The sequence below is a fragment of the Desulfonatronum sp. SC1 genome, from assembly GCF_003046795.1.
Classification (GTDB): domain Bacteria; phylum Desulfobacterota; class Desulfovibrionia; order Desulfovibrionales; family Desulfonatronaceae; genus Desulfonatronum.
The window spans coordinates 121,893-147,239 of record NZ_PZKN01000007.1; the positions used below are offsets into that span (position 1 = coordinate 121,893).

The 25,347-nt window shown below is 60.1% G+C and carries 28 protein-coding genes and 3 tRNA genes; 25 read left to right on the forward strand and 6 right to left on the reverse strand.

The annotated features are described in order from the left end of the window. Window positions 1-131: 131 nt before the first annotated feature. The 4 genes from C6366_RS05735 to C6366_RS05750 all read left to right on the forward strand — a co-directional run bounded on the left by C6366_RS05735 (window position 132) and on the right by C6366_RS05750 (window position 3,054). On the forward strand, window positions 132-419 hold the full coding sequence (locus C6366_RS05735) for a hypothetical protein (protein WP_107736380.1): 288 nt from the start codon (window positions 132-134) through the stop codon (window positions 417-419). A gap of 52 nt (window positions 420-471) precedes the next feature. Next, complete coding sequence (locus C6366_RS05740) at window positions 472-744, forward strand: hypothetical protein (protein WP_107736381.1); 273 nt, start codon at window positions 472-474, stop codon at window positions 742-744. Window positions 745-891: 147 nt separating this feature from the next. After that, the gene (gene buk / locus C6366_RS05745; RefSeq protein WP_107736382.1) at window positions 892-1,995 is read left to right on the forward strand and encodes a butyrate kinase; all 1,104 of its coding nucleotides are present in this window, start codon (window positions 892-894) and stop codon (window positions 1,993-1,995) included. Between the two features lie 36 nt (window positions 1,996-2,031). After that, window positions 2,032-3,054, forward strand: a complete 1,023-nt coding sequence (locus tag C6366_RS05750) for a nickel/cobalt transporter (protein ID WP_107736383.1) — start codon at window positions 2,032-2,034, stop codon at window positions 3,052-3,054. A 26-nt stretch (window positions 3,055-3,080) separates the two neighbouring features. Here the strand turns inward: C6366_RS05750 and C6366_RS19995 are convergent, their stop codons facing one another. The 3 genes from C6366_RS19995 to C6366_RS05760 all read right to left on the reverse strand — a co-directional run bounded on the left by C6366_RS19995 (window position 3,081) and on the right by C6366_RS05760 (window position 3,834). Beyond that, window positions 3,081-3,245: a hypothetical protein gene (locus C6366_RS19995; RefSeq protein WP_199221438.1), complete on the reverse strand. Its 165-nt coding sequence runs from the start codon at window positions 3,243-3,245 to the stop codon at window positions 3,081-3,083. A 9-nt stretch (window positions 3,246-3,254) separates the two neighbouring features. Continuing rightward, window positions 3,255-3,614: a hypothetical protein gene (locus C6366_RS05755; protein ID WP_199221439.1), complete on the reverse strand. Its 360-nt coding sequence runs from the start codon at window positions 3,612-3,614 to the stop codon at window positions 3,255-3,257. Between the two features lie 143 nt (window positions 3,615-3,757). Continuing rightward, window positions 3,758-3,834: transfer RNA gene (locus C6366_RS05760), tRNA-Arg, on the reverse strand. A 141-nt stretch (window positions 3,835-3,975) separates the two neighbouring features. Here C6366_RS05760 and C6366_RS05765 point away from each other — a divergent pair. From C6366_RS05765 to C6366_RS05790, 6 genes are all read left to right on the forward strand, one after another. Continuing rightward, window positions 3,976-4,374 (forward strand): (deoxy)nucleoside triphosphate pyrophosphohydrolase, encoded by a 399-nt coding sequence (locus C6366_RS05765; protein ID WP_107736384.1) that lies wholly within the window; start codon window positions 3,976-3,978, stop codon window positions 4,372-4,374. A 43-nt stretch (window positions 4,375-4,417) separates the two neighbouring features. Next, window positions 4,418-5,623 (forward strand): type II secretion system F family protein, encoded by a 1,206-nt coding sequence (locus C6366_RS05770; protein WP_107736385.1) that lies wholly within the window; start codon window positions 4,418-4,420, stop codon window positions 5,621-5,623. 69 nt (window positions 5,624-5,692) lie between these two features. Further along, window positions 5,693-6,568 (forward strand): methylenetetrahydrofolate reductase [NAD(P)H], encoded by an 876-nt coding sequence (gene metF, locus C6366_RS05775; RefSeq protein ID WP_107736386.1) that lies wholly within the window; start codon window positions 5,693-5,695, stop codon window positions 6,566-6,568. Between the two features lie 45 nt (window positions 6,569-6,613). Next, window positions 6,614-7,639 carry an aspartate-semialdehyde dehydrogenase gene (locus C6366_RS05780; protein WP_107736387.1) on the forward strand — a complete coding sequence of 342 codons (1,026 nt, stop codon included), beginning with the start codon at window positions 6,614-6,616 and terminating at the stop codon, window positions 7,637-7,639. A gap of 75 nt (window positions 7,640-7,714) precedes the next feature. After that, complete coding sequence (locus C6366_RS05785; RefSeq protein ID WP_107736388.1) at window positions 7,715-8,659, forward strand: aminotransferase class IV; 945 nt, start codon at window positions 7,715-7,717, stop codon at window positions 8,657-8,659. 75 nt (window positions 8,660-8,734) lie between these two features. Beyond that, the gene (locus C6366_RS05790; RefSeq protein ID WP_107736389.1) at window positions 8,735-10,063 is read left to right on the forward strand and encodes a 3-deoxy-D-manno-octulosonic acid transferase; all 1,329 of its coding nucleotides are present in this window, start codon (window positions 8,735-8,737) and stop codon (window positions 10,061-10,063) included. On the opposite strand, the gene C6366_RS05795 is transcribed toward C6366_RS05790, so the two are convergent. Beyond that, window positions 10,035-11,081: a glycosyltransferase family 9 protein gene (locus C6366_RS05795; protein ID WP_107736390.1), complete on the reverse strand. Its 1,047-nt coding sequence runs from the start codon at window positions 11,079-11,081 to the stop codon at window positions 10,035-10,037. The two genes, C6366_RS05790 and C6366_RS05795, sit on opposite strands and share 29 nt — an antisense overlap. A 202-nt stretch (window positions 11,082-11,283) precedes the next feature. Between C6366_RS05795 and C6366_RS05800 the strand changes: the two genes are divergently transcribed. Next, window positions 11,284-13,050: an ABC transporter ATP-binding protein gene (locus C6366_RS05800; protein WP_107736410.1), complete on the forward strand. Its 1,767-nt coding sequence runs from the start codon at window positions 11,284-11,286 to the stop codon at window positions 13,048-13,050. A gap of 116 nt (window positions 13,051-13,166) precedes the next feature. On the opposite strand, the gene mgtE is transcribed toward C6366_RS05800, so the two are convergent. Both mgtE and C6366_RS05810 read right to left on the reverse strand, forming a co-directional pair. Further along, entirely contained in the window at window positions 13,167-14,543 is a 1,377-nt protein-coding gene (gene mgtE / locus C6366_RS05805) for a magnesium transporter (protein ID WP_107736391.1), read from the reverse strand. Between the two features lie 372 nt (window positions 14,544-14,915). Continuing rightward, window positions 14,916-16,007: a nitronate monooxygenase family protein gene (locus tag C6366_RS05810; protein WP_107736411.1), complete on the reverse strand. Its 1,092-nt coding sequence runs from the start codon at window positions 16,005-16,007 to the stop codon at window positions 14,916-14,918. A gap of 227 nt (window positions 16,008-16,234) precedes the next feature. Between C6366_RS05810 and C6366_RS05815 the strand changes: the two genes are divergently transcribed. The 14 genes from C6366_RS05815 (at window position 16,235) to C6366_RS05880 (ending at window position 25,160) form a co-directional block, all read left to right on the forward strand. Then, the gene (locus tag C6366_RS05815; protein ID WP_107736392.1) at window positions 16,235-17,113 is read left to right on the forward strand and encodes an Mrp/NBP35 family ATP-binding protein; all 879 of its coding nucleotides are present in this window, start codon (window positions 16,235-16,237) and stop codon (window positions 17,111-17,113) included. Window positions 17,114-17,161: 48 nt separating this feature from the next. Next, window positions 17,162-18,067, forward strand: coding sequence for an NAD(P)-dependent oxidoreductase (locus C6366_RS05820; RefSeq protein WP_233248403.1), 906 nt, complete (start codon window positions 17,162-17,164; stop codon window positions 18,065-18,067). A 55-nt stretch (window positions 18,068-18,122) separates the two neighbouring features. Further along, entirely contained in the window at window positions 18,123-18,863 is a 741-nt protein-coding gene (locus C6366_RS05825; protein WP_107736393.1) for an adenosylcobinamide-GDP ribazoletransferase, read from the forward strand. Window positions 18,864-18,866: 3 nt separating this feature from the next. Continuing rightward, complete coding sequence (gene fliJ / locus C6366_RS05830; protein ID WP_107736394.1) at window positions 18,867-19,310, forward strand: flagellar export protein FliJ; 444 nt, start codon at window positions 18,867-18,869, stop codon at window positions 19,308-19,310. After that, a complete protein-coding gene (locus tag C6366_RS05835; protein WP_107736395.1) occupies window positions 19,270-19,944 on the forward strand; it encodes a MotE family protein in 675 nt (224 codons plus the stop codon). Before fliJ ends, C6366_RS05835 begins: the two co-directional genes overlap by 41 nt. A gap of 4 nt (window positions 19,945-19,948) precedes the next feature. Then, complete coding sequence (truA, locus tag C6366_RS05840; protein ID WP_233248404.1) at window positions 19,949-20,731, forward strand: tRNA pseudouridine(38-40) synthase TruA; 783 nt, start codon at window positions 19,949-19,951, stop codon at window positions 20,729-20,731. A gap of 73 nt (window positions 20,732-20,804) precedes the next feature. Beyond that, complete coding sequence (gene panC / locus C6366_RS05845) at window positions 20,805-21,656, forward strand: pantoate--beta-alanine ligase (RefSeq protein WP_107736396.1); 852 nt, start codon at window positions 20,805-20,807, stop codon at window positions 21,654-21,656. 10 nt (window positions 21,657-21,666) lie between these two features. Further along, window positions 21,667-22,023 carry an aspartate 1-decarboxylase gene (gene panD / locus C6366_RS05850; RefSeq protein ID WP_107736397.1) on the forward strand — a complete coding sequence of 119 codons (357 nt, stop codon included), beginning with the start codon at window positions 21,667-21,669 and terminating at the stop codon, window positions 22,021-22,023. Between the two features lie 23 nt (window positions 22,024-22,046). Further along, window positions 22,047-22,703 (forward strand): DUF502 domain-containing protein, encoded by a 657-nt coding sequence (locus C6366_RS05855; RefSeq protein ID WP_233248405.1) that lies wholly within the window; start codon window positions 22,047-22,049, stop codon window positions 22,701-22,703. 14 nt (window positions 22,704-22,717) lie between these two features. After that, window positions 22,718-23,887, forward strand: a complete 1,170-nt coding sequence (gene metK / locus C6366_RS05860; protein WP_107736398.1) for a methionine adenosyltransferase — start codon at window positions 22,718-22,720, stop codon at window positions 23,885-23,887. Between the two features lie 84 nt (window positions 23,888-23,971). Then, a complete protein-coding gene (locus tag C6366_RS05865; RefSeq protein WP_107736415.1) occupies window positions 23,972-24,526 on the forward strand; it encodes a DUF721 domain-containing protein in 555 nt (184 codons plus the stop codon). A gap of 19 nt (window positions 24,527-24,545) precedes the next feature. Beyond that, on the forward strand, window positions 24,546-24,893 hold the full coding sequence (locus tag C6366_RS05870; protein WP_031386467.1) for a hypothetical protein: 348 nt from the start codon (window positions 24,546-24,548) through the stop codon (window positions 24,891-24,893). A gap of 103 nt (window positions 24,894-24,996) precedes the next feature. Then, window positions 24,997-25,070: transfer RNA gene (locus C6366_RS05875), tRNA-Gln, on the forward strand. 12 nt (window positions 25,071-25,082) lie between these two features. Then, window positions 25,083-25,160, forward strand: a tRNA-Glu gene (locus tag C6366_RS05880). Window positions 25,161-25,347 lie beyond the last annotated feature (187 nt).

The window sequence follows — 25,347 nt, forward strand, 5'->3', positions numbered from 1 at the left end:
CCCGATTCCGACCCCGGTATCGGCATTACTCTGTGCTGAATAGTTACAAAATTTCTTTGTGTTGAGTAGTTGCGAAGATCCATGTCCATCGAATTGGCACTGCATCGAACATATTGCCCGGAGGCTTGAAAATGCAGGAGTTCAGGGTAAAAAGGACCGCCAGGGACGATCTGGTCTTTCAGGGCGAGGTTGTTTTCGCCATCAGATTGGAGAAGGTTAAATACGTTCTCTATCTGACACGGGAAAGGACGTATATCTTGTCCAGTGAGTATTTCTTTCTCAATCTGCGTTATCTCAGGATGGCTCATTGTTTCGACACGTTAAAGGAACTAGACACTTTCGCGACGTCGGAAAAGGACATGGACGCGGTGCGGTTCATCATGAAGAACGATGTATCGTATTCCCGGGCAATGATCTGACCCTCTTTTCGAATTTCGACCGCGGTTGAACAGGCCGCGCCGAGGCGATGCCATGCATGGAATGGAAGTCATCTACGTCTGCCCGCTCAATCCGGATGACGGAGCCAGGGCGAGAGAAAGCGCCGAGGAATTGTATCTTTCCGGCGACGGAGCCGTGAACTGTATAGATGTCTGGACGTGTCCGGAGCGGGAGGGCAATATCGTCATTTTGCTGTATAAAGACCAGGAACCGGGGATGGAGGAATTGTCTCCGGAGGGTGCCAGAATCGCGGATTTTTTTTCGCGTTTCGGCTTGGTGTCCCATACCCGTTGGTCGAGAGTGTGAGGGAGATCAGGATTTCTGTCAGCTCATCGGGCTGGAGGAGATTCAGGAAATCTCCATCGTGGCCGGGTTCGACATCTTTGACGGAGCCTTGTAAATATGGCTGGGTTTAATCGGCTGGCTTAAAATGGAATATCAAGAAAGGTGGACATGAAAAACATCCTGACCATCAACCCCGGTTCCACTTCCACGAAAGTCGTTCTGTTTCGGGATTTTGAACCGGCGTTGTCCCACGAGGTCAAGTATTTCAGATCGGAACTGGCCGGGTTTTCCGATGTCTGGAGCCAGTTCGCGCTGCGACTGGAACCTATCCTGGCTGTTCTCGATCAGGCGGGTGAAAACCGGCTGGATGCCGTGGTCGGACGGGGCGGACTGCTGGCACCGTTGCCTGGCGGGGTGTACCGGATTGACGAGCGGATGCTCGAGGATTTGCGCTTGCGGCGCTTCGGGGAGCATCCTTGCAACCTGGGTGCCCCGTTGGCTCTGGAGGTTTCGCGGCGCTTCGGGGGATCGGCTTTGATCGTGGATCCGGTGGTTACGGACGAACTGTGCCCGGAGGCCAGGCTGACCGGCCTGCCCCAAATTAGCCGCCGGAGCACCTTCCACGCCCTGTCCCAGCGCGGCGCGGCCCGGGAGGCGGCACGCCGTCTGGGCGTTGATTACGATAACGGCAAATTCCTCGTCGCCCATCTGGGAGGAGGCATTAGTATCGGCGCGCATCGCCGAGGGCGGGTGGTGGACGTGACCAACGCCCTGGATGGCGAGGGGCCGATGAGTCCGGAGCGGAGCGGAACCCTGCCGATCCTCCCCCTGCTCCAGCTTCTGGAGGACGGTGTCATGGATCTTCCAGGTCTGCGCCGGGCCGTGCTCCGGGAAGGCGGGTTGTTCGCGCATTTGGGGACCAACGATTTCCGGGAAATCGAGGAGATGGTCCAGCAAGGAGACGCCAGGGCCGCATCCGTGGTCGCCGCTTTCGTCTATGCGACGACCAGGCACGTCGCGTCCCTGCTGCCTGCTCTCGTGACCCCGGACGATCCGCGGCCCGTGGACGCCATCGTACTCGCCGGCGGCCTGGCCCACAGCGATCTGCTGGTACGCGACCTGAGCGCCCGGCTCGCGCCCTGGGGCAGGGTCGAGGTGGTCCTGGGGTTGACCGAGGCAAGGGTTATGGCCGAAAGTGGCCTCGCGGCCCTGGAAGGCAGGGTTGAAGTCCAGGACTACGTCGGCAATGATTCTGAAATCCATCACCCATAACCACCCCGCGTTCCGCTCCGGAAGCGCGCCCAGAGCATGATCCGCATCCCCATAACCTTCCTGATTACGGCCATGCTTGTGCTGCTCTGCATTGGCCAAGCCCTGGCCCAAAACCCGTTTCTCACGCCCCCGGCCCGGGAACGGCCCGCCGGGCCTTCCGTGGGTCAACCTTCCGAGGACCATCGTCCTGGCATGGAAGAGCAGGTCGGGCAGACCTCCCGCGAACCCCCGGACCGTTCTCCGGCCCGTCCCCCGGCCGCGGGTCCGCGCATCACGCCCCCTTTCTTCGCCGAGATGGTCGCCCTGCAACGCGACCTGCGCCAACGGATGACCGACTATGCCCGCCAGATTCAGGAACGGCCCTTTGGCGTGGCCACCTGGCAATTGATGCTGCTTTCGTTTCTCTACGGGGTGATTCATGCCCTGGGGCCGGGACACGGCAAGTCCATCGTCTGTTCCTATTTCGTTTCCCGCCGGGGAACCTGGCGGCAGGCCCTGCTCTTCGGCAACCTGATTACCGCCACCCACATTCTCTCCGCGGTGGTGATCATCGTCGGGCTTTCCTGGGTTCTGGGCCGGGCGAACATCGCCGCGTTCCATTCCGTGGAAGGGCGGCTGGAGTCCATCAGCTACGCGCTGATCGTGCTTATCGGCTTTTTTCTTTTAGGCAAAACCTTGCTCGACTGGTGGCGGTCGTCAAAAGGCGAGTCCGGCGAGCAGGCTGATGAGTGTCCGCGATCCAGCTCAAGGGATATCGTCACCCTGTCCCTGGCCACCGGCCTGATGCCCTGCCCCGGCGCGGCCCTGATCCTGCTCTTCACCCTCAGCCTGAACGTCTTCTGGGCCGGTTTGATGGCCATGATTCCCCTGGCCCTGGGCATGGGCCTGACCGCTTCGGCCCTGGGCCTGATCACCGTCGGCTCCACCAACGCCGTGCTGGGCGTCAGCCGCCGCTCCAAACGCCTCTTCGCCATCCTGCACCGCACCCTGGCCTGCCTGGGCGCGGTTCTGATCATCATCCTGGGCGTGAGCCTGCTGCTGAGCGCCGGGTATGTTTGATTGCCGGGGAACGCTGTCTATCGAGATCAACTGTTTTGATCGCGAAAGCCTTCACGGATTACGCTGTATTCGCCGGTCCCGGTGTTTACGTCGTAGATGTTGAAGTTGGTGCGCATGTCTAGCCCATCGTAGTGTACGGCGAAATTCAGCGAAGCCGAGCCTTCCGGTCCGCTGGTGATCCGGTGGAACACGAAACGCGGCTAGACCAGCATGGCCGGACCGTCGAACAGCACCGCGTCATCTTGCAGGATTTGGGTCGGCGTCACGGTGAAGTTGCGCATCCCGTGATCCTGGATGTAAATATCCACATGCCGGACCCCGGACAAAACGATCAGGTTGTCGTCCTGGGAGGGATGCATGTACCAAGGCCGGGCGATGTCGCCGACCGGACCGGGAGAAACCGCGCTCCGGGCGTGCAGCACCCGGTCGATGGCGTCGATCCGGGGCAGAAACTGCATTGGCACGTTGTCAAAGGAGACCCCTGGGGTCCGACGAAGTTGTTTGAGTGGAATGATGCGATAAAAATTGGGGATTTCGGAAAATACATGAGCAGCGGACATTCCGTCTCCTGGGGCTGATGAAGTATGGATGGGGAGAGCTGGTGGCCAGAGATGTCTTCCAGGATGGGTGCCGGAAAACCCCACCTAGGGCCTACCCAAACAAGTAGGGGTTACGGACTATGTCGCGTAACCCCTTGATTTCATGGTGCGCCCGGAGAGATTCGAACTCCCGGCCTGCGGATTCGAAGTCCGACGCTCTATCCGGCTGAGCTACGGGCGCATTGGGCTTTACTTAGGTGGTCTTGGTTGAGGCGTCAAGAGATGTATCGGGGTGGAGTTTGGAATTTTGGACCTGGTCGTCCTGGTCAAATGCGGTTTTTTGGACTAGTTTAAGGGATGCATGGCGATATGGAAGAAAGACATGGAGCCCTTGCGAGTCGTGGCGGGGATTGTCTGGCGCGGTGACCGATACTTGGCCGTGCGCCGACCTGAAGGCAAGCATATGGCCGGTTATTGGGAGTTTCCCGGAGGCAAGATCGAAGCCGGGGAGACGCCAGATCAGGCTTTGACGCGGGAGTTGTACGAGGAGTTGGGGATTCGTGTCGCTGGTTCTCGCCCTTGGCGGGATATAGTCCACCGTTACCCGGATTTGCATGTGCACGTGTTTTTTTACATGGTAACCGCTTTTCACGGAGAGCCCCACCCCTGGGAGGGACAGAGTATGGCCTGGGTGACGCCGACGGAGAACGTGTTGCCGTTTTTGCCGGCCGACCTGGGCGTCGTGGCGGAGTTGGCCGCGACGTTCGGGTCGCGGAGCTGACAGGACCTTCAGAAGTGCCGGGTACTGAATAAGGAGCGCTGGAATGGCCATATTTTTGTACAAGGGCCGTAACAAGCTCGGCCGCAGGGTCAAGGGCGACTTTGACGCTCCGTCCCTGGAGATGGCGGAAAACGCCCTGCGTCGCAGAGGGTTCACCCAACTCAAGGTCAAGCCCAAACCCAAGGATCTGCTCGAGGGAACCTTTCTCGAAGGTACGATTACCGACCGGGACATGGTCGTTTTCAGCCGCCAGTTTTCCACCATGATCAACGCGGGAGTTCCCATTCTGCAGTCCTTGCAGATCATGTGCGAGCAAACGGAAAACAAGCTACTGCGGAGAGTGCTCTACACGGTACGCAACGACATTGAAGGCGGCAGTTCCTTGTTCGAAGCCATGCGCAAGCATCCCAAGGTATTTTCGGACCTCTACGCCAACATGGTCAATGCCGGCGAGGCCGGGGGCGTTCTGGACGTGATCTTGCTTCGCCTCGCGGACTACCTGGAAAAGGCGGCCAGACTCAAGTCCAAGGTCAAGTCGGCCATGGTATATCCGGCCGTGGTGGTCACCGTTGCCGTGGCGGTCATCGCCATCATTCTGATTTTCGTCATCCCGACCTTCGAGACCATGTTCGCGGATTTCGGCGCGGCCCTCCCATTGCCGACTCAGATCGTGATCAATATGAGTCGGTTCACCCAGGACAATCTTCTGTACATATTCCTGGGTGCCGTGGCCTTTGCGATCATCTTCAAACGGCTGTATCGCATTGAGCGGGTCAAGATCATGGTGGATTTCTGGGTTTTGACCCTGCCCGTGTTCGGCCCGCTGCTGCGCAAGGTGGCCGTGGCCAGGTTCGGGCGCACCTTGAGCACCATGGTTTCCAGCGGAGTGCCCATCCTGGGGGCCCTGGACATCGTGGCTAGGACTTCCGGAAACAAGACCGTGGAGCGCGGTGTGCTGGAAGCCAAAAAGAGCATTGCCGAAGGTCAGACCCTGGCCGACCCTCTGGAAGCCACTGGCGTTTTTCCGCCCATGGTCGTCCAGATGATTTCCATTGGAGAAGCCACGGGAAATTTGGACCACATGCTGGCCAAGATCGCCGACTTTTACGACAATGAAGTGGATGTGGCCGTGGAAACGTTGACCTCGCTGCTGGAGCCGATAATGATCGTCTTCCTGGGGGTCGTGGTGGGCGGGCTTGTGGTGAGCATGTACCTGCCAATTTTTAAGATCGGCGAAACCATCATGTAGCTTAGCTGATGGCGGGCAGCCGGAGTATTCACTGAATGATCACGCGCTGAAACAGACTGGAGTCCAATCGTGAGAATCAAGAATTTGTTGGAACAACCCGAACGATCCAAAATTTCCCTGGAATTTTTCCCCCCCAAGGACCGGGCCTTGTGGCCGAAGTTTTTTGATACGGCCCAGCGACTGCGAGCCCTGGACCCGCTGTTCGTCTCCGTGACCTACGGTGCCGGCGGCAGCACCCAGGCCGCCACACTGGAGATCGTGACCACCTTGAAGCGCGATTTCGCCTTGGAGCCCATGGCGCATCTGACTTGCGTCGGGGCCTCCACCCAGGTTCTGCGCTCATTTCTGGACGATCTGGTCCGGGCTGAGGTGACCAACGTGATGGCTCTTCGTGGCGATCCGCCACAGGGAGAGACCTCGTTCGTCCCTTCGAACGACGGATTCCGCTACGCCTCGGACCTAGTCCGGTTCATTTCCGCTGAGTACCCGAGTATGGGGATCGGCGTGGCCGGGTACCCGGAGGGACATCCCGAGGCCGTGGGCCTGAATGAGGATATGGATTTCCTGAAAATGAAGCTGGACCTGGGCGGAGACTTCGCCGTGACCCAATTGTTCTTCGACAACGCCATCTACTGGAAGTTCGTCCAGCTCGCGCGTGAAGCCGGGATCACCAAGCCCATCCTGCCGGGGATCATGCCCATTTTTAGCTTGAAGTTTATTCAGCGGATCACCTCCATGTGCGGCGCGACCCTGCCGGCCGCGTTTCTCAAGGACCTGGAACAGGCCGAGGCGCGAGGCGGGGACGCAGCGGTCCAGGAGGTGGGCATGGCCTACGCTGCGGCCCAGATACAGGATCTCTTGGACAACGGAGCCCCAGGGGTTCATTTGTACACCATGAACCGGTCGGACGGTTGCCTGCGGATTATGGAGCAGGTCCACCGCTGACAAGGCGTTGATCGCGTTGAAATACAGATTAAGGAGTGACGACATATGCATGCCAAGCAATTGCGAGTCGGCGTGGTGGGTGCCACCGGAGCGGTGGGAAGGGAAATGCTCAAGACGCTGGAACAGCGGGAATTTCCAGCGACCAGTGTTCGGGCCTTGGCCTCTTCCCGGTCCGCGGGCCAGGAAATCCCGTTCAAGGGCGGCCAATTGATCGTGGAGGAACTTGACGAAAACTCCTTTCAGGAACTGGATTTGGCCCTCTTTTCCGCCGGAGGGGGTACGTCGGAAAAATATGCGCCCATCGCCGTCCGGTCTGGGTGCGTGGTGGTGGACAATTCCAGCGCCTGGCGCATGGATCCGGAAGTTCCTCTGGTGGTCCCGGAGGTGAACCCGGACGATTTGGCCAAGCACAAGGGAATCATCGCCAATCCCAACTGCTCGACCATCCAGATGGTCGTGGTGCTCAAGCCTCTGCACGACGCGGGAAGAATCAAACGGGTGGTCGTCTCTACTTACCAGGCCGTTTCCGGAACCGGCCAAAAGGCCATCAAGGAGATGGAGACCCAGGTTCGCCAGATGTTCAACATGCAGGAACCCGAGGCCGAGGTGTATCCGTACCAGATCGCCTTCAACTGCCTCCCGCACATCGACGTCTTCCTGGACAACGACTACACCAAGGAAGAAATGAAGATGGTCCTGGAGACCCAAAAAATCATGGGCGATGAGACCATCCGGCTGACCGCCACCACGGTCCGGGTGCCGGTTTTCTTCGGTCACAGCGAGTCCGTGAACGTGGAGACCGAGAAGAAGATCACCCCTGCCGAGGCCCGGGTGATCCTGGCCCAAGCTCCCGGCGTGCAGGTTTTGGACAATCCCAAGGAGAAAATCTATCCCATGCCCATCCACGCCGCCGGAGAGGACCTGACCTTCGTCGGCCGCATCCGCGAGGACGAGTCCATCGCCAACGGACTGAATCTGTGGGTCGTGGCGGACAACCTGCGCAAGGGAGCGGCCCTGAACGCCGTGCAGATCGCGGAGGTGCTAGTGGAGCGGGATTTGGTCCGAGTCTAACGGACCATTTCTCGTTTTTCGCGGCCCGACTTTCGGGCCGCATCACATTGTACGGGACGAATTCGGAGCAGGATGATGCTAACTATCGTCAACGATTCAGACGCCTATCTGGAGCGGCTTCTCCAGGCCCCCAGGCCGGGGATCGGCGAGGTCATGGCCTTTTACGACCACCGGGTCGGCGCGATCGGCACGGACCCGCGGCTGATGCTCCTGCCCCTTGATGACCACATGGTCCATCGAGGAGACGGAGTTTTCGAAACCATGAAATTCGTGGAGCGCAAGCTCTACCAGCTTGATCCGCACGTAGACCGGCTGATGTTCTCTGCCCGGTCGATTTTTCTCGAGCCGCCCTGCCCCTGGGAGGACATGAAGACCATGATCGTGGACGTGGCCCGGGCCGCGAACACGGACCAGGGCATGGTACGCATCCTCCTGGGGCGCGGCCCAGGAGGATTCGGTATCGATCCACGGGAATGCCCCAAAGCCGGTCTGTACATCGTGGCCTACGCCCTGCATCCGCGGCCCGAGTCCGCCTATGAAAAGGGCGTCACGGCCTCACGTTGCTCCATGCCCGCCAAGCGCGGCCTGATGGCCAAGATCAAGAGCGTCAACTATCTGCCCAACGTGCTGATGAAGCGCGAGGCCGTGCAAGCAGGCTGCGACTATTCGCTGTGTTTTGACGACGACGGATTTCTGGCCGAAGGGGCCGTGGAAAACGTCTGTCTCGTGGACGCCCAGGGACGTTTGGTGGTTCCGGAGTTGAACAACGCCTTGACCGGAACCACCCTGATGCGCGCCTTGGACGCGATTAAGGACGAAATGTCGGTGGTCTTCCGCCAGGTCACCGAGGACGATGTCTACTTGGCGCGGGAAGTGATCCTCCTGGGCACGACCATCGACGCCCTGAGCGTGGTCCGCTTTAACAAGAAACCCATCCACGACGTTCGACCCGGACCGGTGAGCAAAAAGATGCGCCAGTTTTTGATCCAGGACCTGCAGGAAAACGGTATTGTCCTGTAGCCGAGACTCATCCAGGGCTTGCACGGTCCGGGACAGTCCACTTTTCAAGCAGTATCGCTTGGGTTGAGCCGGCGCATGCTCCTGCTCTACCGTCTGCTTTTTCCCGTCGCCCTGCTCGCGGCCCTACCCTTCTATCTGCCGCGAATGCTGCGTCGAGGCGGCTATGCCCGGCATTTCGGCCAGCGTCTGGGCCGGGTTCCGAACATCCCGGCACCGCCCGCCGAAGCCAGCCGGATATGGATCCATGCCGTCAGCGTCGGAGAGTTGCAGGCCTTGGGGCCGCTGCTGGAATTGCTACTCCAAGAGCATCCAACGACCCAGATTGTGATGACCACCACCACCAGCACGGGGTATACTCTGGCCGAGCGCAAGTACGGCCAGCGACTTGCCTACCTCGGCTATTTTCCGGTGGACTTCTGGCCCGTCAGCCGACGGGTTTGGAATCGGCTTCAGCCGGACCTGTGCATACTGATGGAAGGGGAAATCTGGCCGGAGCACCTTCACCAGGCCCGACTTCGCGGCGTCCCGACGGTGTTGATCAACGCCCGGCTCTCGGAGCGGTCCTTCCGTCGCTGGCAGGCTCTGCCGCGTCCACTGCGCGAGCCCTTCGCCATGCTGTCCCTGGTCGTTTCCGCTTCGGAAGAGGATGGACAGCGTTTCGCGCGCCTGGGGATCGCGGCGGATCGGATCGTGACCAGCGGCAACCTCAAGTTGGATATTGCCCCGGACCCGATCTTGGATTCCGCCGAATTGGAACGGTTGCGCGCGGACTTGGGCCTGGGGACCGTGGGAAATCGTGCGGACCGCGAAGACGCATCGCGCCCCCTGGTATTAGCTGGAGCCTCCACCTGGCCGGGAGAGGAGCGGATGCTGCTGCGGGTGGCCCGCAAGCTCGCGAATCATGGGCTGCCGTGTAAGCTGCTGTTGATCCCCCGTCACGCTGAGCGCCGGGGCGAGCTGCGGGACTTGCTGATCAAGAAGGTCATCGCCGCGCACTTCCGGTCCACTGGCTCCGCCGAGGGACCGGTGGACGTGGCCGTGGCCGACACCACCGGGGAGATGGTTCGCTTACTTCAGGCCGCGGATGTGGTCTTCGTGGGCAAAAGCATGGCTCCGCACAAGGGCGGCCAGAATCCCATCGAGGCCGCGGCCCTGGGCAGGCCCGTGCTGTTCGGGCCGAACATGCAGAATTTTCAGGCCGTGGTCGATTCCCTGCTTGCGGCAAAGGCTGGCAAGGTCGTTCGGGATGAAGCGGAATTGGTCGACGCTACGACGGCGCTGTTGCGCGATCAGGCCGAGCGAAGGGCCATGGGCCAGGCGGCCCGGAGTTGGCACCAAGCCGGAAAAGGAGCTACGAGACGGACCGTGGACGCCATCAGCCGCTTTCTGGGGCCACGTCGCTGAGCTGTACCCGAACGGCCTCCAATACCACCTCGGGCTGGAGCAGACGCATGTCGCCGCCGGGGGCGCACAGGACGTGATTGCGTCGGTCGTCTCCGGGATATGGCCGGTATTTGGCCGAATCCGTAGGGCCAAACAGGGCCAGGGTGGGCACGCCTATGGCAGCGGCTAGATGCAGCGGCCCGCTGTCGTTGCCGACCACCAGACGGGCCTGGGCGATGAGGGTGGGCAACTCGGCAAGGGCGGTTTGTCCGGTCATGTTCAAAAAGCGCGGAGTGTTCGACTCCGAAAGACCCGCGAAGCAGGGTGGACTTGGCATGGCATGGGCTCCGGCCCAGGACGCGGAAGCGTCGGGCAGGGCGTCGAGCAGCAGCTTGGTCAGTGCCGCGTAGCCCGGCCAATTCTTTTCAGGCCGGCTGCTTTCGGGAAACAGCAGGATCGGCTTGGGCTTCGCGATTGCCGGGATGGGCTCCAGCCGGTCAGGGCGGTCTGATTGGTGATTGTCTTGACGTGGGTAGGTTTTGATTTCCGGCGGACGCTCAGGCGGTCGGAAAGGCAGTCGGGCGACGATGGTCCTGGGCAAGCCCAAAAGAGGCAGAAATTCGGCCAGGATGTCCACGGCGTGGGCGTCGCGGCCGGCGGTTGGCAAGGGCGTAGACTGGTGGTATGCGATTCCCGCTCCTTCCCGTGCGTCGCTTCGACCGACGACCACGTCGGCCCGGGCCGCCAAGGCGATCAGTCCGCTACGGGCCAAGCCTTGCATGTCCAGGACATGGGAATAGCGCCGCTTGCGCACGACGCGGATCAAGCGCAGAAACCCGGTTGGTCCTCCGTGGCGCTGGAAAAGCAGGACGTCGTCCACCACCGGGCAAGCCGCCACCAACGGCGCGAAAACGTCCCGGCAGACCCAGTCGATCCGGACCCCCGGAAATCCGGCCTTGATCATTTGGGCGACGAGCAGCCCGTGTACGATGTCCCCGAGGGATGAAGGCTTGATGATCAGAACCGTGGGAGAATGCATGACGATGATGTATCAGTCCGTTGAAAAACCTACAATTGCTGCGTCGCCGCAAAAAGTTCAAACGCTCACGTATGAATAAATACGCTTTGATCGTGACCTTTTTTTGTTCCTTGCACTTGGGGTTTTTGAACGGACTGTTCGGATAAGGATTTTTCAACACTCAATGATGCCAATGGGTGTTTACGGGGAGCGACGCGTCACGATGCGAGTAAAGCAAAGCGAAGGATTGTTCAAACGTTTTTTGCCCTATTTCGCCCTGCTGGGCGCGGTACGGCTGCAGTTCGCGGCGGCCATTTTTTTCGGGGTGATTTTCGGCGTGGCCAGCGGCTTCGGCCTGCCCTTCATGGCCGACCGGGTTTTTCCGGTTATTTTCGGTCCCGAACCGCCTCCTACGGCCATTCTGCTGACGGTGACCGCGCTCATTCCCGTCGTCTTCCTGATCCGCGCCGCCAGCGGGTTCCTGAACGTCTACCTGATCCACTACTGCGGCGGGAAGGTGCTGGAAGCGCTGCGGGTGCGAGTCTTCAGCAAGCTGCAGGAATTGCCGCTGGCCTTTTATCAAAAAAACAAAAGCGGCGACCTGCTGGCCCGGGTGGTCAACGACACCGGGCAGCTCCAGGGGGTAGTGACCAACGTGGCCAACGACCTGATCAAGCAGCCGTTGACCTTTATCGGAGCCCTGGGCGCGGTGGTCTACCTGTCCATGAAGCAGCAGGACCTGCTCTTCGTGCTGCTGGCCTTGCTGCTGGTTCCGGTCTGTATCCTGCCCATCCGGATCATCGGCAAGAAACTGCTTCACCGGGCTCACCGGTTCCTGGCCCAGACCGCGGACCTGACCACCATCCTGAACGAAAATCTCACGGCGACCAAGGAAGTCCGGGCCTTCGGCCTGGAAAAACGGGAAATCCGCAAGTTCGAGCAGGCCGCTCAAGGTCTGTTCCACTGGGCCATGAAGGTGGTCAAGTACTCGCACATCCTTTCTCCGACCATCGAAGTGGTGGCCGCCATCGGGGTGGCCGGAGCCGTGTTTTACGCGGCTTCAAGGGGAGTCAGTCTGGAGACGATTCTTCCCCTGATCTTCGCGCTGTACATGGCCTACGAACCGGTCAAAAAACTGGGGCGGATCCACAATGAAATCCGCAAGGGCGAGGCATCCCTGGAGCGCCTGGAGTATATTCTGAACACCGAGGACACGGTCCCCGACCCCGAAGCCCCCCAGAGCATGTCCTTGGGGCAGGTGCGGGGGGAAATTCGTTTCGAGCGCGTTTTTTTCGCCTACGAACAGGGCATCCCTGTGCTCCAGGACGTCAACGCGACCATTTCCCCCGGTGAAGTGGTGGCCCTGGTGGGCCCCAGCGGGGCGGGCAAGACAACCTTCGCGAACCTGATCCCCCGGTTCTACGACGTTTCCGCGGGCGCGATCCGCGTCGACGGCATGGACGTGCGCGACGTGCGCAAGGAAGACCTGCGACGGGCCATGGCCATCGTGCCCCAAGACCCTGTGCTGTTCAACGATACGGTGCGCTCCAACATCCTGGCCGGCAACCTGGACGCCCCGCCCGAGGCCGTGGAATACGCAGCGGAGAGGGCGTTTGCCCACGAGTTCATCCACGAACTGCCCCACGGATATGAAACCGTGGTCGGAGAAAAGGGCATGCGCCTTTCCGGCGGTCAGAAGCAACGCTTGGCCCTGGCCCGGGCCTTCCTGCGCAACGCCCCGATCTTGATCCTTGACGAGGCCACCTCGGCCCTGGACGCCACCAGCGAGGATATGATCCAGCAGGCCTTGGCCGGTCTGATCCAGGACAAGACCGTACTGATCATCGCCCACCGCTTCAGCACCATCCGGCTGGCATCACGAATCCTCCTGTTCGAAAACGGCCGGATCAAAGCCACCGGGGACCACGAAAAACTCTACATCACGTCCAACGTCTACAAAAAGCTCTATGATCAGCAATATATGACGTAGGCGATGTATGCTTGAAATATCCCATCCCTAAATCCGCGAATTCTTTTTCTCGGGGCATCTTTGCCGATGAGAGCGTTTTACGGAGCTCAGAATCCGAAGACGCGGCTCCCGTGGTGTTATCCGACGTGTTGTAGCCCCAGGTACCATGTGGCGATTCCGAAGTAGATCATGATTCCGAAGATGTCGGCCAGGGAAGCGATCAGCGGGGCGCTGGCCGTGGCCGGGTCCAGCCGGAAGCGCGTCAGCAGGAAGGGCAGGGACATGCCCATCAGGCTGCCCATGAGCACGATGATGACCATGCTCATGGCCACGACCATGGTCACGTCCGGCCCGACCCGGAAGATCCCGATCATGGACACCGCCATGCCCATGCACAGCCCGATGGCCAAGGCGATGAGGATTTCCCGGCTGAGCAGCTTGAACCAGTCCTTCATATGCACCTCCCCCGTGGCCAGGGCGCGGACCATCAGCGTCGCGGATTGCGAGCCGGCATTGCCGCCGCTGCCGATAAGCAGAGGCAGGAAAAACACCAGGGAAACCACCGCCTGAATAGTGTTCTCGAAGTAGGCAATGCCGGCCCCGGAAAAAATATTCACGAAGACCAGGGCCAAGAGCCAGGGCACGCGCTTCAAAAAAAGGTAGTAGAGATCCGCGGGCTTGAACCCGCTGAGGTCCGAGGCCGACGGACCGAAGCCTTCGGCGATGGAGCCCATGCGGTGGAAGTCCTCGGAGGCCTCTTCCTCGATGACGTCGTGAACGTCGTCAAAGGTGATGATTCCGATCAATGCGTCCTTCTCGTCGACCACCGGCACGGCCAGGATATCGTACTTGGCCATGGTTTTAGCTACGTCTTCCTGGTCGTCGGCGACATGAACGGTGATCGGATCCCGGCGCATCACTTCCTCGACCTTCTTCTCCGGCGGGGCCATGATCAAATCCCGCAGTGAGACCAGGCCGATTAGACACCGCTCCTCGTCGATGACGTAGGTGTAGTAGATGGTCTCCTTGTCCGGCGCCTCCAGGCGCAGCTTGTCCAAGGCCTGCCTCGCGGTGAGGGACGGCTTGAGCACCGCGTAGTCGGAGGTCATTAACGCTCCGGCCGTGCCTTCGACATAGGCCCCCAGACGGATGATGTCCTCGCGTTCAGCCCTGGCCAGCAGCCGCAGGACGTTTTGCCGGCGTTCTTCGGGGAGGAGCTGGATCAGGTCCACCCGTTCGTCGGAAAACATGTTCGTGATGATTTCCGCCAGCCGCTTGTCGGACAGGCGGAGCACGATGTCCATCTGCAGGTCCGCGTCCAGTTGACCCAGGACCTCCGCGCTGTGGTGCGGAAAGAGGGTCTCCAGGACCTGGGCCGCGTCCTTCGTGGACAGCTCATCCAGGGAGTCGGCCAGATCGGCCGGATGCAGGGAAGCTGTAAAATCCCGGAGCGCCTTGGGATTTCCGGCCTCCAGATACTCGTTCAGCGTCGAGATAATTTGTGGATCTTTCATGGAGCGCCTCCTGGCCCGTGGTCGTGAGCAAGGGCGCGCCGAAGAAGGGGCTCCGCGGGAAACGGACTACGCGTTAAGAATACGTGGTTCCCGCGAAAAACGGTGCGCCGTGCCGAACCTCGGGCAAGGCTGAGGGAGGTTGAGATTGTCGGGTGCTACTGCCACCATCGTCCATTCGTGAAAACTCCGTCTTGAGGTAATCGAAAACGAGCGTTTAGGAATCGGCCTGTAGAAATTGGGGGAAGAAAACGCCCAAACCAAAGCCCAAAGCATGTGGTTCGTAACTGGTTTTAGGCGTGAATTCAAGAGAGACGAAAAAAGACGAGGCGTCACGGCCTCGTCTTTTTTTCGTGCTTTCGTTAACCGAGGAGGTCAAACCGCCGCGGGTCCGGCGCAGGCGTCGTCGTATTCCGCCTCCAGAGACTCCATCAATTCCTTTACCGAGAGCAGCTTTTTCACCCGGTGCGCCGTTTGCCCCGCAAAGGCAAAACCGAGGTTCAGGCGTCCCTTTTTGGCGTTGGCCAGGGCTTGGGCGATGCAGTACGGACTTTTTTTGACATCGCAGGTGACGATGCAGTGGTACGGGCACTTGTACGGCTTGCGCTTGCCTTCCTCCACATCGGCGAGGAACTGGTTTTTCAAGGCCCGGCCCGGCATGCCCACCGGGCTCTTGATCACCGTAACGTCGCCTTCCTTGGCGTCGATAAATGCCTGCTTGAAAGCCATGTCCGCGTCGCATTCGTGGGTGGCCACGAAGCGGGTTCCCAGTTGGACCCCGGCGGCGCCCATGCGCAGATACTTGCAGATGTCCGCGCCGCTGAAGATGCCGCCGGCGGCGATCACCGGAATGGCCCGGCCGTGTTCCTGCTCAAAGGGCTTGACCGCGTCGATGACTTGAGGGACCAAGGTTTCAAGCTGGTATTCCGGGTCGTCCAACTGCTCGGCCTTGAAACCCAGGTGCCCCCCGGCCAGAGGGCCTTCGACCACGAAGCCGTCCGGAAGATAGTTGAACTTTGAAAGCCACTTCCTGCAAATGATGGCCGCGGCCCGGCCCGAGGAAACGATAGGCACCAGCTTGGTCTGCGAGTCCTCGGTGAGATACTTGGGCAGGTCGAAGGGCAGACCGGCGCCGGAAAAGATGACGTCGATCTTCTCCTGGATGGAAGTTCGAACCAGGTCGGCGAAATTGCTCAGCGCGACCATGATGTTCACGCCGAGGATGCCTTTGGTCATTTCCTTGGCCTTGCGGATTTCCCGCTGCAAGGCACGGATGTTGGCCTCGGCGTAATTTTTGGCCAGATCCGGCTCGCTCATGCCGATCATGGCGGCGGAAATCACGCCGACCCCGCCTTGATTGGCCACGGCGGCGGAAAGGCCGGAAAGCGATATGCCCACCCCCATGCCGCCTTGGACGATGGGGACCTTGGCAATCATGTCGCCAAAACGTAAACTGGGAAACGTCATGATGTGTTTGACCTCCAAATTGGGCGGCTCGGGCCTTCCCCTGCGGAAGGAATGGGGTTAGTGGCTGAACCGCGTTTATCCATTGTTTTGCGCACGTTCTTATACCATTCTTAAGTCGTCGGCAATTCGTCCGACTTCATCCATCCGGGCCGGATTCGTTTGGCCCGAGCGACTCGTGCATCGGAATTGATCGTTTTGAAGACCAACCATTGAGGAGATTTGAAATTATGAACAACCATGCGTGCGAATCCTGCTCGGATAAACAGGGGTGCGGCGGGAAAAGCGAGGAAGAACAGGCCCTGCACCGCGCTCTGGCCAGGATCAAGCACAAGATCGTCGTATTGTCCGGAAAAGGCGGCGTTGGCAAGAGCACAGTGGCCGTGAATTTGGCCCAGGCCCTGGCCATGGCCGGCATGAAGACCGGGCTGCTGGACGTGGACGTCCACGGACCGAGCCTGCCTCGGCTCCTCAGTCTGGGCGGAGAACGGGCCCGGCTGGATGCCGGACGGCTGGAACCGCTCAGCGCCGGACCGAACCTGTGGGTCATGTCCCTGGGTTTTCTCCTGTCCAGCCCTAGCGAGGCCGTGATCTGGCGAGGTCCGGCCAAGATGGGCGTGATCAAACAGTTTCTGCGCGACGTCGCCTGGGGCGATCTGGATTATCTGGTGGTGGACTGCCCTCCGGGGACCGGAGACGAGCCGCTTTCCGTCTTGCAGCTTCTGGGTCCTGAGGCCAAGGCCCTGATCGTGACCACCCCTCAGGGAGTGGCCGTGGACGACGTTCGTCGCTCCGTGACTTTTTGCGCCGAGTTGGGCAACCCCGTGCTGGGCATTGTGGAGAACATGAGCGGTCACGTTTGCTCCAAGTGCGGGGAGATGGAGGATATTTTCGGCAGTGGCGGGGGCGAGGCCTTGGCCGGGGAAGCCGGAGTCCCGTTTCTGGGCAAAATCCCCCTGGATACGGAAGTGGCCCGGGCCGGAGACGAAGGGTTCGCCTTTCTGCGCGTCCACTCCGACGGCCCCACGGCCCAGGCCATGACCCGGATCATCGCGCCCATTTTGGCCATGGCCGGAAGCCCGACACCGACACCGAAAGATAAGCTTTGATTTAGAAATGGTATTATTGAGCGCAACACAGACCCAGGGAGGAAGACGATGACCACGGATATGATTACCGTAACGCCGGAAACCACGCGGATTGGATGGATCGGGACCGGGGTGATGGGGGTGTCCATGTGCGGGCATCTTCTGGACGCCGGATACAAGGCCGTGGTGTTCACCCGGACCAAGGCCAAGGCTCTGCCCTTGCTGGAAAAAGGCGCAAGCTGGGCCGATTCGCCCAGGGCCGTGGCCGAAGCCGCGGACGTGGTGTTCACCATTGTCGGCTTCCCTCCGGACGTCCGGGAAGTATATTTTGGAGAGCAAGGGCTTTTGGCCGGTCTGAAATCGGGCCGGGCCTGCGTGGACATGACCACCACCAGTCCCAGTCTGGCCGTGGAGATCGCCGAAGCCGCCCGGCAACGCGGCGCGAACGCCTTGGACGCTCCGGTATCCGGAGGGGACGTGGGCGCACGGAGCGCCAAACTGTCCATCATGGTCGGCGGGGATGATGCGGCCTTTCAGACCGTGCTTTCCCTGTTCAAGCTGATGGGCGTGAACATCGTCCACCAGGGAGCGGCCGGAGCTGGCCAGCACTCCAAGATGTGCAACCAGATCATCATTGCCGGGACCATGATCGGGGTCTGCGAAAGCTTGGTCTATGCCGCGGCGGCCGGATTAGAGCCCACCAAGGTCCTGGAGTCCGTGACAAAAGGCGCGGCCAACTGTTGGAGCCTGGAAAATCTGGCCCCACGCATCCTCAAGGGCGACTACGCCCCCGGGTTCATGATCGATCACTTCATCAAGGACATGGGCATTGCCCTGGAGGAATCCCGACGCATGGGCATCCACCTGCCCGGACTGGACCTGGTGGAGCGGCTGTACAAGAAAGCCTCGGAATTGGGCCACGGTCGCGACGGCACCCAGGCCCTGTATCAGGCCTTGAAAGCAATGAAACCGTAGTCGCGTCCATGAGCAGCTCCTGATTATTCCTTATTATCGGCCCACGAGGCATTACTTGCGAATATGGCATGAGTTCATCCTGGCCGCCGGGTTCCTGACCCGGCTGGCCCCGGCCCGAATCGCCGACATCGACACTTTGGGACGAGGCGTGCGCTGGTTCCCCCTGGTTGGGCTGTACCTTGGCTTCGTCGCGGCACTGCCCTTCATGCTCGGCCTGGGCGAGGGTCGTCCATGGATTCAGGGTTGGCTGTGGCTGGGGCTGACCATGGTTTTGACGCGCGGCCTGCACTGGGACGGCTGGGTCGACCTGTGCGACGCATGGGGTAGCGGAGCCCGGGGGGAGCGATTCTGGGAGGTGCTCAAGGACAGCCGGATGGGAGCCTTCGGAGGGATGGGGCTGGTCATGGGGCTGGCGGGGTACTTGGTTCTGTTGTCGGAAGTGTTTCCGTACGGAGCGTGGGGAGTGCTGATCTGGGCTCCCGTCCTGGGACGGACCGCCGCCGTGGTCCTGGCCTGGCGGACCCGAAAGTTGGGCCGACCGGGCTTGGCCGGGATTTTCTTGACCGCTGCCACGGACCGGCGTGTAGTCTGGGTCGCTGGAACGGCCATGGCCCTGGGAATTGCGTTCGTGCCGTGGAAGGTGCTCTTATTCAGCGGCCTGCTGTGTTGCGCGGGCCTGCTGTTTTTGATCCGTCTGGCACGAATCCGGGGAGGCGTGAACGGCGACTTCCTGGGAGCCGGAATCGTCTGGGGCGAACTGAGCGTTTTTCTCGGATGGATACTCGCCGGAACATGAATCATGCCCAAGCCGTTTCAATTTTCCCTGGAAAATGTCCTGGACTACCGGCGGCAACTTGTGGACAATGCCCGGTTGGAACTGGCGGCGGCTCAGCGAGCTTATCAGGCTCAGGCCCAGAGGGTTGAACAGATTCGCGCCAAACTGGAAGAGGCCGCCAGCCGGATGGAAAGCCGCCATTTATTGCCTCCCGACGAGTTTTGGCTGTGGAGCACCTACCGGGAACGCCTTTTGCAAGATGTTCAGCGCGAAGAGCATCACCTGCAAAACTTGGCGAACCGGGTTGCCTCATGTCGGGGCGAACTGATCCAACGATCCAAGGACGCCAAGATCCTGGAACGACTCCGAAACAAAAAGGCCCTGGAATTCCATGCGCAAGAAAAAAGCAGCGAGCAAAAGGATCTCGATGAAATGGCAACCCTTCGGCACCAGTATAAAGATCTCTAACCTCCTGGCCGCAGTGGCCGTGCTGAGCATGTGCAAGCTGGTCTTTCTGGCCGTCTGGAGCGGGACCGGCGTTGCGGATTATCCGGGAAGCGCCGTGGCCGAAGCCGTCCTGGCCGCGCCGAAACCGGCCCACGCCCAGGGCTCGGCCACGGAAATCCCCGGAGCGTGGGACGTGGCCCAGGCCGGTGCGTCGGCCGACGCACCCGATGCGGCAGGCCAGAACGTCGGCGCATCGCGACAAATGGCGGCCCAGGGCGACCTCTCGGAGGAGTGGCAAAATTTGCGGCGACGTCAGGAGGAGGTTCAGCGCCAGGAACAAACCTTGCGCGCTCTGGAAAACGAACTCGACGCCAAGCTGAATCGCCTCCAGGAACTGGAGTCGCGGATTCAGGGCATGATCGAGGAAGCGGACGTGCTCAAGGACCGCAAGATCAGACATCTTGTGGACGTCTACTCCAATATGAAGCCTCGGGAGGCGGCGAAGGCGCTGGAAGCTTTGGAAGAGCCCGTGGCCGTCAAAATTTTGTCCGGCATGCGCGGCCGCAACGCCGGCGAGGTGCTCTCCTTCGTGGACGCGGAAAAAGCCGCCCGCCTGACCGAAGCCCTGACCAGGATGCAGCTTCCCTTGCAGTAAGCCGGTGACGACGTCTGATTCCTCGATACGCTTGAAATTCCAGGTCGCCTACGTTGGGACGGAATTCCACGGTTGGCAACTGCAGAACGGTGCGCGTACGGTCCAGGGATGCCTGGAAGAGGCCCTGGAACGGCTAGCCGGCCGTCCCGTCCGAGTGCATGGGGCGGGACGGACGGACGCGGGAGTCCACGCTTTGGGGCAGGTGGCCCATGTGGACGTGCCCGCGGCCCGTCGCGATCTCCCGTGGCAGCGGGCCATGAACGCGCTTTTGCCTCCGGATGTGACCATTGTCCGCCTGGAGCAGGTTTCCGAAACCTTCCACGCACGTTTCGACGCGATCCAGAAAACTTACAGCTACACCCTCTGGCATGAACCACGATGGCTGTTGCCGCAGCGCGGAGCTTACGTCTGGCGGGTCGGCGAGCTGAGCCTGGAAGCCATGAAGCAGGCGGCGCGGAAGCTGATCGGGTGCAGGGATTGGTCCGCGTTCCAAAACCAGGGCACTCCGGTCCGCAGTCCGGTGCGCACGGTGTGGGACATCCACTGCAAGGCTGGAACGTATCCGCAAGAAAGCGTTTGGTTGTTCACCGCCGACGGCTTTCTGAAGCAGATGGTCCGTAACCTCATGGGGTGTCTGGTCATGGTCGGGAAAGGCCGATTGAGCACGGACCAGGTTCTGACCATCCTCGAGCAAGGTCGTCGTGACTCGGCTCCGGCAACGGCCCCGGCTCGTGGACTGTGCCTGGAGCTGGTGGACTACGGCGACGGGTCTGGCGAGGTTTTTTGAATCCGGGTACTGTTGGACGAGGCGTACGTGGAGAAGGTTCTTCGCGACAAACAACGATTTGATGGAGAGACGTATGAAAACCATCACCCAGCCGGACGAAATCCAATCCTGGACCATGGGCCAACGTTGCGCCGGCAAACGTCTGGCCTTGGTACCGACCATGGGCTTTTTTCATGAAGGTCATCTGGCCTTGATGCGCTGGGCCAGGGAGCGTGCGGACGCGCTCCTGGTCAGCCTGTTCGTCAACCCGACCCAGTTCGGACCGCGAGAAGATCTGAAGCGTTATCCGCGTGATCCGGAACGCGACGCCCGACTGGCCGAGGAAGTGGGCGTGGACGTCCTGTTCATGCCCGAGGTCGAAGCCATGTTTCCCGACGGCCACGCCACCTGGGTGGAAGCGCCGTCTCTTTGCCGCGGGTTGTGCGCGGTGCAGCGTCCGACGCACTTTCGCGGCGTGGCCACGGTGGTCGCCAAACTGTTCGTGTTGACCAACCCGTCACTGGCCGTTTTCGGTGAAAAAGATTGGCAACAGTTGGCGGTCATCCGGCGGATCACGAGAGACCTGGACCTCCCCGTGGAGATCCATGGGCGGCCCACGGTACGCGAAGCAGACGGTCTGGCCTTGAGTTCGCGCAACGTCAACCTCTCTCCCGAGGAACGAGGCCAGGCTCCGGCCATCCAACGAGGCCTGCTGCACGTAGCACGACTGGTCGAAGAGGGAGAGACCGACTCGAGCCTGCTGCTGTCCTCCCTGGGCGAAAGATATGCCCGGGAAATACCCCTGGGTCGCGTTGAATACCTGGCCGCGGTAGACCCGGACCAACTCTATCCCGTGGAAGAGGTGACCGGCCCGGTCCTGATCGCGGTGGCCGTACGCTTTGCCAACGCGAGGCTCATTGATAACATTTTGATTTCGAGAAAATAATGAGGATTCCATGGCGCATCGCTGTTTCATGATCGGAAAAATCCATCGGGCCACGGTCACCGAGGCCCGGGTGGATTATGAAGGCAGCTTGTCCATCTGTCCTGACCTCCTGGAGGCTTCGGGCATTCTTCCGCATGAACGGGTGGACGTGTATAATCTGACCAACGGCGAGCGGCTGCGAACCTACGCCATCCTTGGCGAACCAAGGCAAGTATGCCTGAATGGGGCCGCCGCCCTGAAGGGGGCCCCGGGCCACATGGTGATCATTGTCGCCTATGCCTGGCTCACCCTGGATGAATACGCGGAGTTACGGCCCAAGGTCGTGCTCGTGGACCCAGCGAACCGGATCGTCGCGCAGGCCGGCTGACCAAACCGAGACGGAGACCACCAGTGATCCTGAGAGACGCCCCTCCCCGCGGTCCTTTAGCCAGGCTGAAGCACTTCATCAAAGCGAATCTTCTAGCCGGGATTTTGTTTTTGACCCCGGTCCTGGCCACGTTCTTTTTTCTGCGATTCCTGTTCAACTGGGTGGACGGGATATTGCAATTTCTCCCCGCCCCCCTGCGACCGGAGAACATCCTCCCGTTCCGCATCCCCGGACTGGGGCTGATCATGCTCTTCGCCACGCTGCTTTTAACCGGTTTTTTGGTCCGCAACTACCTGGGGCGCAAACTGGTTCATATCTGGGAGCGGGTCATCGACTCTATCCCCTTGGTCAACAAGCTCTACCTAGCCGTGAAGCAGTTGGTGGAAACCATTTTCAACCGATCCCCGCAGGATTTTCAGCGGGTCGTCCTGGTTGAATTTCCCAAGGAAGGAAGTTATGCTTTGGGGTTCGTTACCGGTATCGCCACCGGCGAGACCCAACGCAAGACGAGTCACAATGTGCTCAATGTTTTTGTCCCCACTACACCAAACCCTACTTCCGGTTTTTTTCTGATGGTCCCCGAGCACTCCGTGATCCCCATGGAAATGGGCGTGGAAGACGCCTTCAAGCTGCTGGTTTCCGGCGGCATCATCAGTCCGGACAGAAAAAACAATCAGTAAGGAGGAAATGACGCATGCACGGGAACACCAATTCCTATCTCTTTACCTCGGAGTCCGTTACGGAAGGACACCCGGACAAGGTCGCGGACCAGATCTCCGATGCGGTACTGGACTGCATCATCGCCCAGGATCCCACGGCCCGCGTGGCCTGCGAAACCCTGGTGACCACCGGCTTGGCCTTCATCGCTGGTGAGATTTCCACCAACGCCTACGCGGACTTCCCCAAAATTGTCCGGGAAACCGTGCGGGAGATCGGCTACACGAGTTCCGAGATGGGCTTTGACGCGGACACCTGCGCCGTGATTTCCTCCATTGACAAGCAGTCCGTGGACATTGCCATGGGTGTGGACCGGACCAAGCCGGAGGAGCAAGGGGCCGGCGACCAGGGCATGATGTTCGGCTTCGCCGTAAATGAGACCGCGACCTTGATGCCCGCTCCGATCTTCTATTCCCACAAGCTTTCCCGCCGTTTGGCCTATGTCCGCAAGAACAACATCCTCGACTTTCTGCGCCCCGACGGCAAGACCGAGGTCTGCATCCAGTACGAGCAGGGCAAACCCAAGCGGGTCGACAACGTGGTCATCGCCTGCCAGCACAACGAGAATATCGCCTACGCGGACCTGGTGGAGGCCATCAAGAAGGAAGTCATCTTCAAGAGCCTGCCCGAGGAAATGCTCGACGAGAAAACGCGGATTTTCATCAACACCACCGGACGCTTCGTCCTGGGCGGCCCCTTGGCCGACTGCGGACTGACCGGACGCAAGATCATCCAGGACACCTACGGCGGCATGGGCAACCACGGCGGCGGGGCGTTTTCCGGCAAGGATCCGTCCAAGGTTGACCGTTCCGGAGCCTATATGGCCCGCTATATCGCCAAGAACGTGGTCGCCGCCGGCCTGGCCGATCGCTGCGAAGTGCAGGTGGCTTACGCCATCGGCGTGGCCGAGCCCATCTCCACCCTCGTCACCTCCTGGGGCACCGGCGTGGTTTCCGACGAAGTGCTGACCAAGGCGGTCCGAGAGGTTTTCGACCTGCGTCCGTTCTACATCAGCAAGCGCCTGGACCTGCAGCGGCCCATCTACAAGAAGGCCTCGATCTATGGCCACTTTGGCCGTGAAGACGTGGACTTCACCTGGGAAACCACGGACGCCGTGGCCGATCTGCGCACCGCGACCAAAATCTAGCACGATCGACTCCACGCGCCACCACCCTTCGGCATGTCAGCGATGGGTAAACAGCGCGTGGAGTTTGTTCCGCGGGATTTTTCCATGACGTACCAGGCACGCGACATCCTCCATGATTTTTGGAACAGGGCGGAGCGTCGGCTCCAGTGGCGGCTTGCCGAAATCTGGTCGTCCTGGCCCACTGTGGTCGGTCCCGAAATCGCGGATATGGCCAAACCCTTGGGTCGCAACAAGACCACACTGCTGCTGGGCGTCGAGGATCCCATGGTAATGCAGGAGATGCATTTCCACGCGCCGACGATTCTGCGAGCCGTCAATGCCGCCTTGGGAGAAAAAATCTTTGACAAGGTCCGCCTTGATCTGCTAGGAGGCCGATCTTCCTTGGTCGCGGTCGCGGATGCAATTGGAAACGCTTTGCGGGAAGGAAGAAAGACCGCTTCGCGCTTTTCGCCGGAGATATATGCGCAAGCAGGCGTGAAGCTGGAAGGAACGAACCACCCGGACAAACGGTTTTCCGCCGTCCCAGCGCTCGAGCGTTGTTACCGGAAATATGTTCGATCGCTTGAACAGGTGAAATCGCGTACCGAAAACGAACCATGCGCGGCAACAACGAACCGGGTGGATGGCCGCCCCGAGTGAGATAGTGAAGGAGAAAGGAATGAGTGAGGAAAAGAATATTGTTTTGAAAAAACCCTTGGACAAGATGACCGCCAAGGAACTTCGAGAATTGTGCATTTCTCAAATTCCCCAGATTACCGGGGCCAGCGGAATGGATAAAGACGCCCTCGTGGTCGCCGTGCGTGAAGCTCTTGGCTTCAGTACGGACGAAGAGAACAAAGGACCGTCTCCATATAAAGACCAGATTTGGTCGTTGAAGCGTCAGGTACGCACGCTGCGCACAGAAAAAGATCAACTGCCCAGCACCCAGCGCAAGGACCGGAATCGCTTGCGCCGCAAGATCAATCTGTTGAAAAAGCGGACTCGACGTTTAGCGGCCGCTGCATAGCGATTTTCGGAATTATTCTTTTCGGTATTATCCGGAAAATAGGTTTTCACGGGAATATTGTTGACAAGCGATCCCCTTTTGCTTAGTTGTACGTACTTCGCGTTGGGGGATCGTCTAGCGGCAGGACTACGGACTCTGACTCCGTCAACCTAGGTTCAAATCCTAGTCCCCCAGCCACACCTACCCAGCGTCCCCATCGTCTAGCCTGGTCCAGGACATCGGCCTTTCACGCCGGTAACAGGGGTTCGAATCCCCTTGGGGACGCCAATAAAAATCAAAGGGTTGCAAGCAATCATGCTTGCAACCCTTTTTCTTTTCCAACCCTATTTCAAACCTCTAGGGCCAGTTTCCAACTTTTTTGCCTTGAGATTTTCCTTGTCATGAATTTCCATCTGAAGCGATTCTGGATGTCTTCCATCCCGGTCGCTCCATGACCTGGCTCTTATACGCATCT

Excerpts from the sequence above, each read along its gene's own strand:
- panC (WP_107736396.1), top strand. The coding sequence starts at position 20,805 with ATGAAAACCATCACCCAGCCGGACGAAATCCAATCCTGGACCATGGGC.
- C6366_RS05790 (WP_107736389.1), top strand. The coding sequence starts at position 8,735 with ATGCTCCTGCTCTACCGTCTGCTTTTTCCCGTCGCCCTGCTCGCGGCC.
- C6366_RS05810 (WP_107736411.1), bottom strand. The coding sequence starts at position 16,007 with ATGACGTTTCCCAGTTTACGTTTTGGCGACATGATTGCCAAGGTCCCC.
- C6366_RS05795 (WP_107736390.1), bottom strand. The coding sequence starts at position 11,081 with ATGCATTCTCCCACGGTTCTGATCATCAAGCCTTCATCCCTCGGGGAC.
- C6366_RS05785 (WP_107736388.1), top strand. The coding sequence starts at position 7,715 with ATGCTAACTATCGTCAACGATTCAGACGCCTATCTGGAGCGGCTTCTC.
- C6366_RS05865 (WP_107736415.1), top strand. The coding sequence starts at position 23,972 with ATGACGTACCAGGCACGCGACATCCTCCATGATTTTTGGAACAGGGCG.
- mgtE (WP_107736391.1), bottom strand. The coding sequence starts at position 14,543 with ATGAAAGATCCACAAATTATCTCGACGCTGAACGAGTATCTGGAGGCC.
- C6366_RS05820 (WP_233248403.1), top strand. The coding sequence starts at position 17,162 with ATGACCACGGATATGATTACCGTAACGCCGGAAACCACGCGGATTGGA.
- C6366_RS05815 (WP_107736392.1), top strand. The coding sequence starts at position 16,235 with ATGAACAACCATGCGTGCGAATCCTGCTCGGATAAACAGGGGTGCGGC.
- C6366_RS05800 (WP_107736410.1), top strand. The coding sequence starts at position 11,284 with ATGCGAGTAAAGCAAAGCGAAGGATTGTTCAAACGTTTTTTGCCCTAT.
- panD (WP_107736397.1), top strand. The coding sequence starts at position 21,667 with ATGGCGCATCGCTGTTTCATGATCGGAAAAATCCATCGGGCCACGGTC.
- C6366_RS05835 (WP_107736395.1), top strand. The coding sequence starts at position 19,270 with ATGAAATGGCAACCCTTCGGCACCAGTATAAAGATCTCTAACCTCCTG.
- buk (WP_107736382.1), top strand. The coding sequence starts at position 892 with ATGAAAAACATCCTGACCATCAACCCCGGTTCCACTTCCACGAAAGTC.
- C6366_RS05770 (WP_107736385.1), top strand. The coding sequence starts at position 4,418 with ATGGCCATATTTTTGTACAAGGGCCGTAACAAGCTCGGCCGCAGGGTC.
- C6366_RS05755 (WP_199221439.1), bottom strand. The coding sequence starts at position 3,614 with ATGTCCGCTGCTCATGTATTTTCCGAAATCCCCAATTTTTATCGCATC.
- C6366_RS05740 (WP_107736381.1), top strand. The coding sequence starts at position 472 with ATGCATGGAATGGAAGTCATCTACGTCTGCCCGCTCAATCCGGATGAC.
- C6366_RS05765 (WP_107736384.1), top strand. The coding sequence starts at position 3,976 with ATGGAGCCCTTGCGAGTCGTGGCGGGGATTGTCTGGCGCGGTGACCGA.
- C6366_RS05750 (WP_107736383.1), top strand. The coding sequence starts at position 2,032 with ATGATCCGCATCCCCATAACCTTCCTGATTACGGCCATGCTTGTGCTG.
- C6366_RS05735 (WP_107736380.1), top strand. The coding sequence starts at position 132 with ATGCAGGAGTTCAGGGTAAAAAGGACCGCCAGGGACGATCTGGTCTTT.
- fliJ (WP_107736394.1), top strand. The coding sequence starts at position 18,867 with ATGCCCAAGCCGTTTCAATTTTCCCTGGAAAATGTCCTGGACTACCGG.
- C6366_RS05870 (WP_031386467.1), top strand. The coding sequence starts at position 24,546 with ATGAGTGAGGAAAAGAATATTGTTTTGAAAAAACCCTTGGACAAGATG.
- metK (WP_107736398.1), top strand. The coding sequence starts at position 22,718 with ATGCACGGGAACACCAATTCCTATCTCTTTACCTCGGAGTCCGTTACG.
- C6366_RS05780 (WP_107736387.1), top strand. The coding sequence starts at position 6,614 with ATGCATGCCAAGCAATTGCGAGTCGGCGTGGTGGGTGCCACCGGAGCG.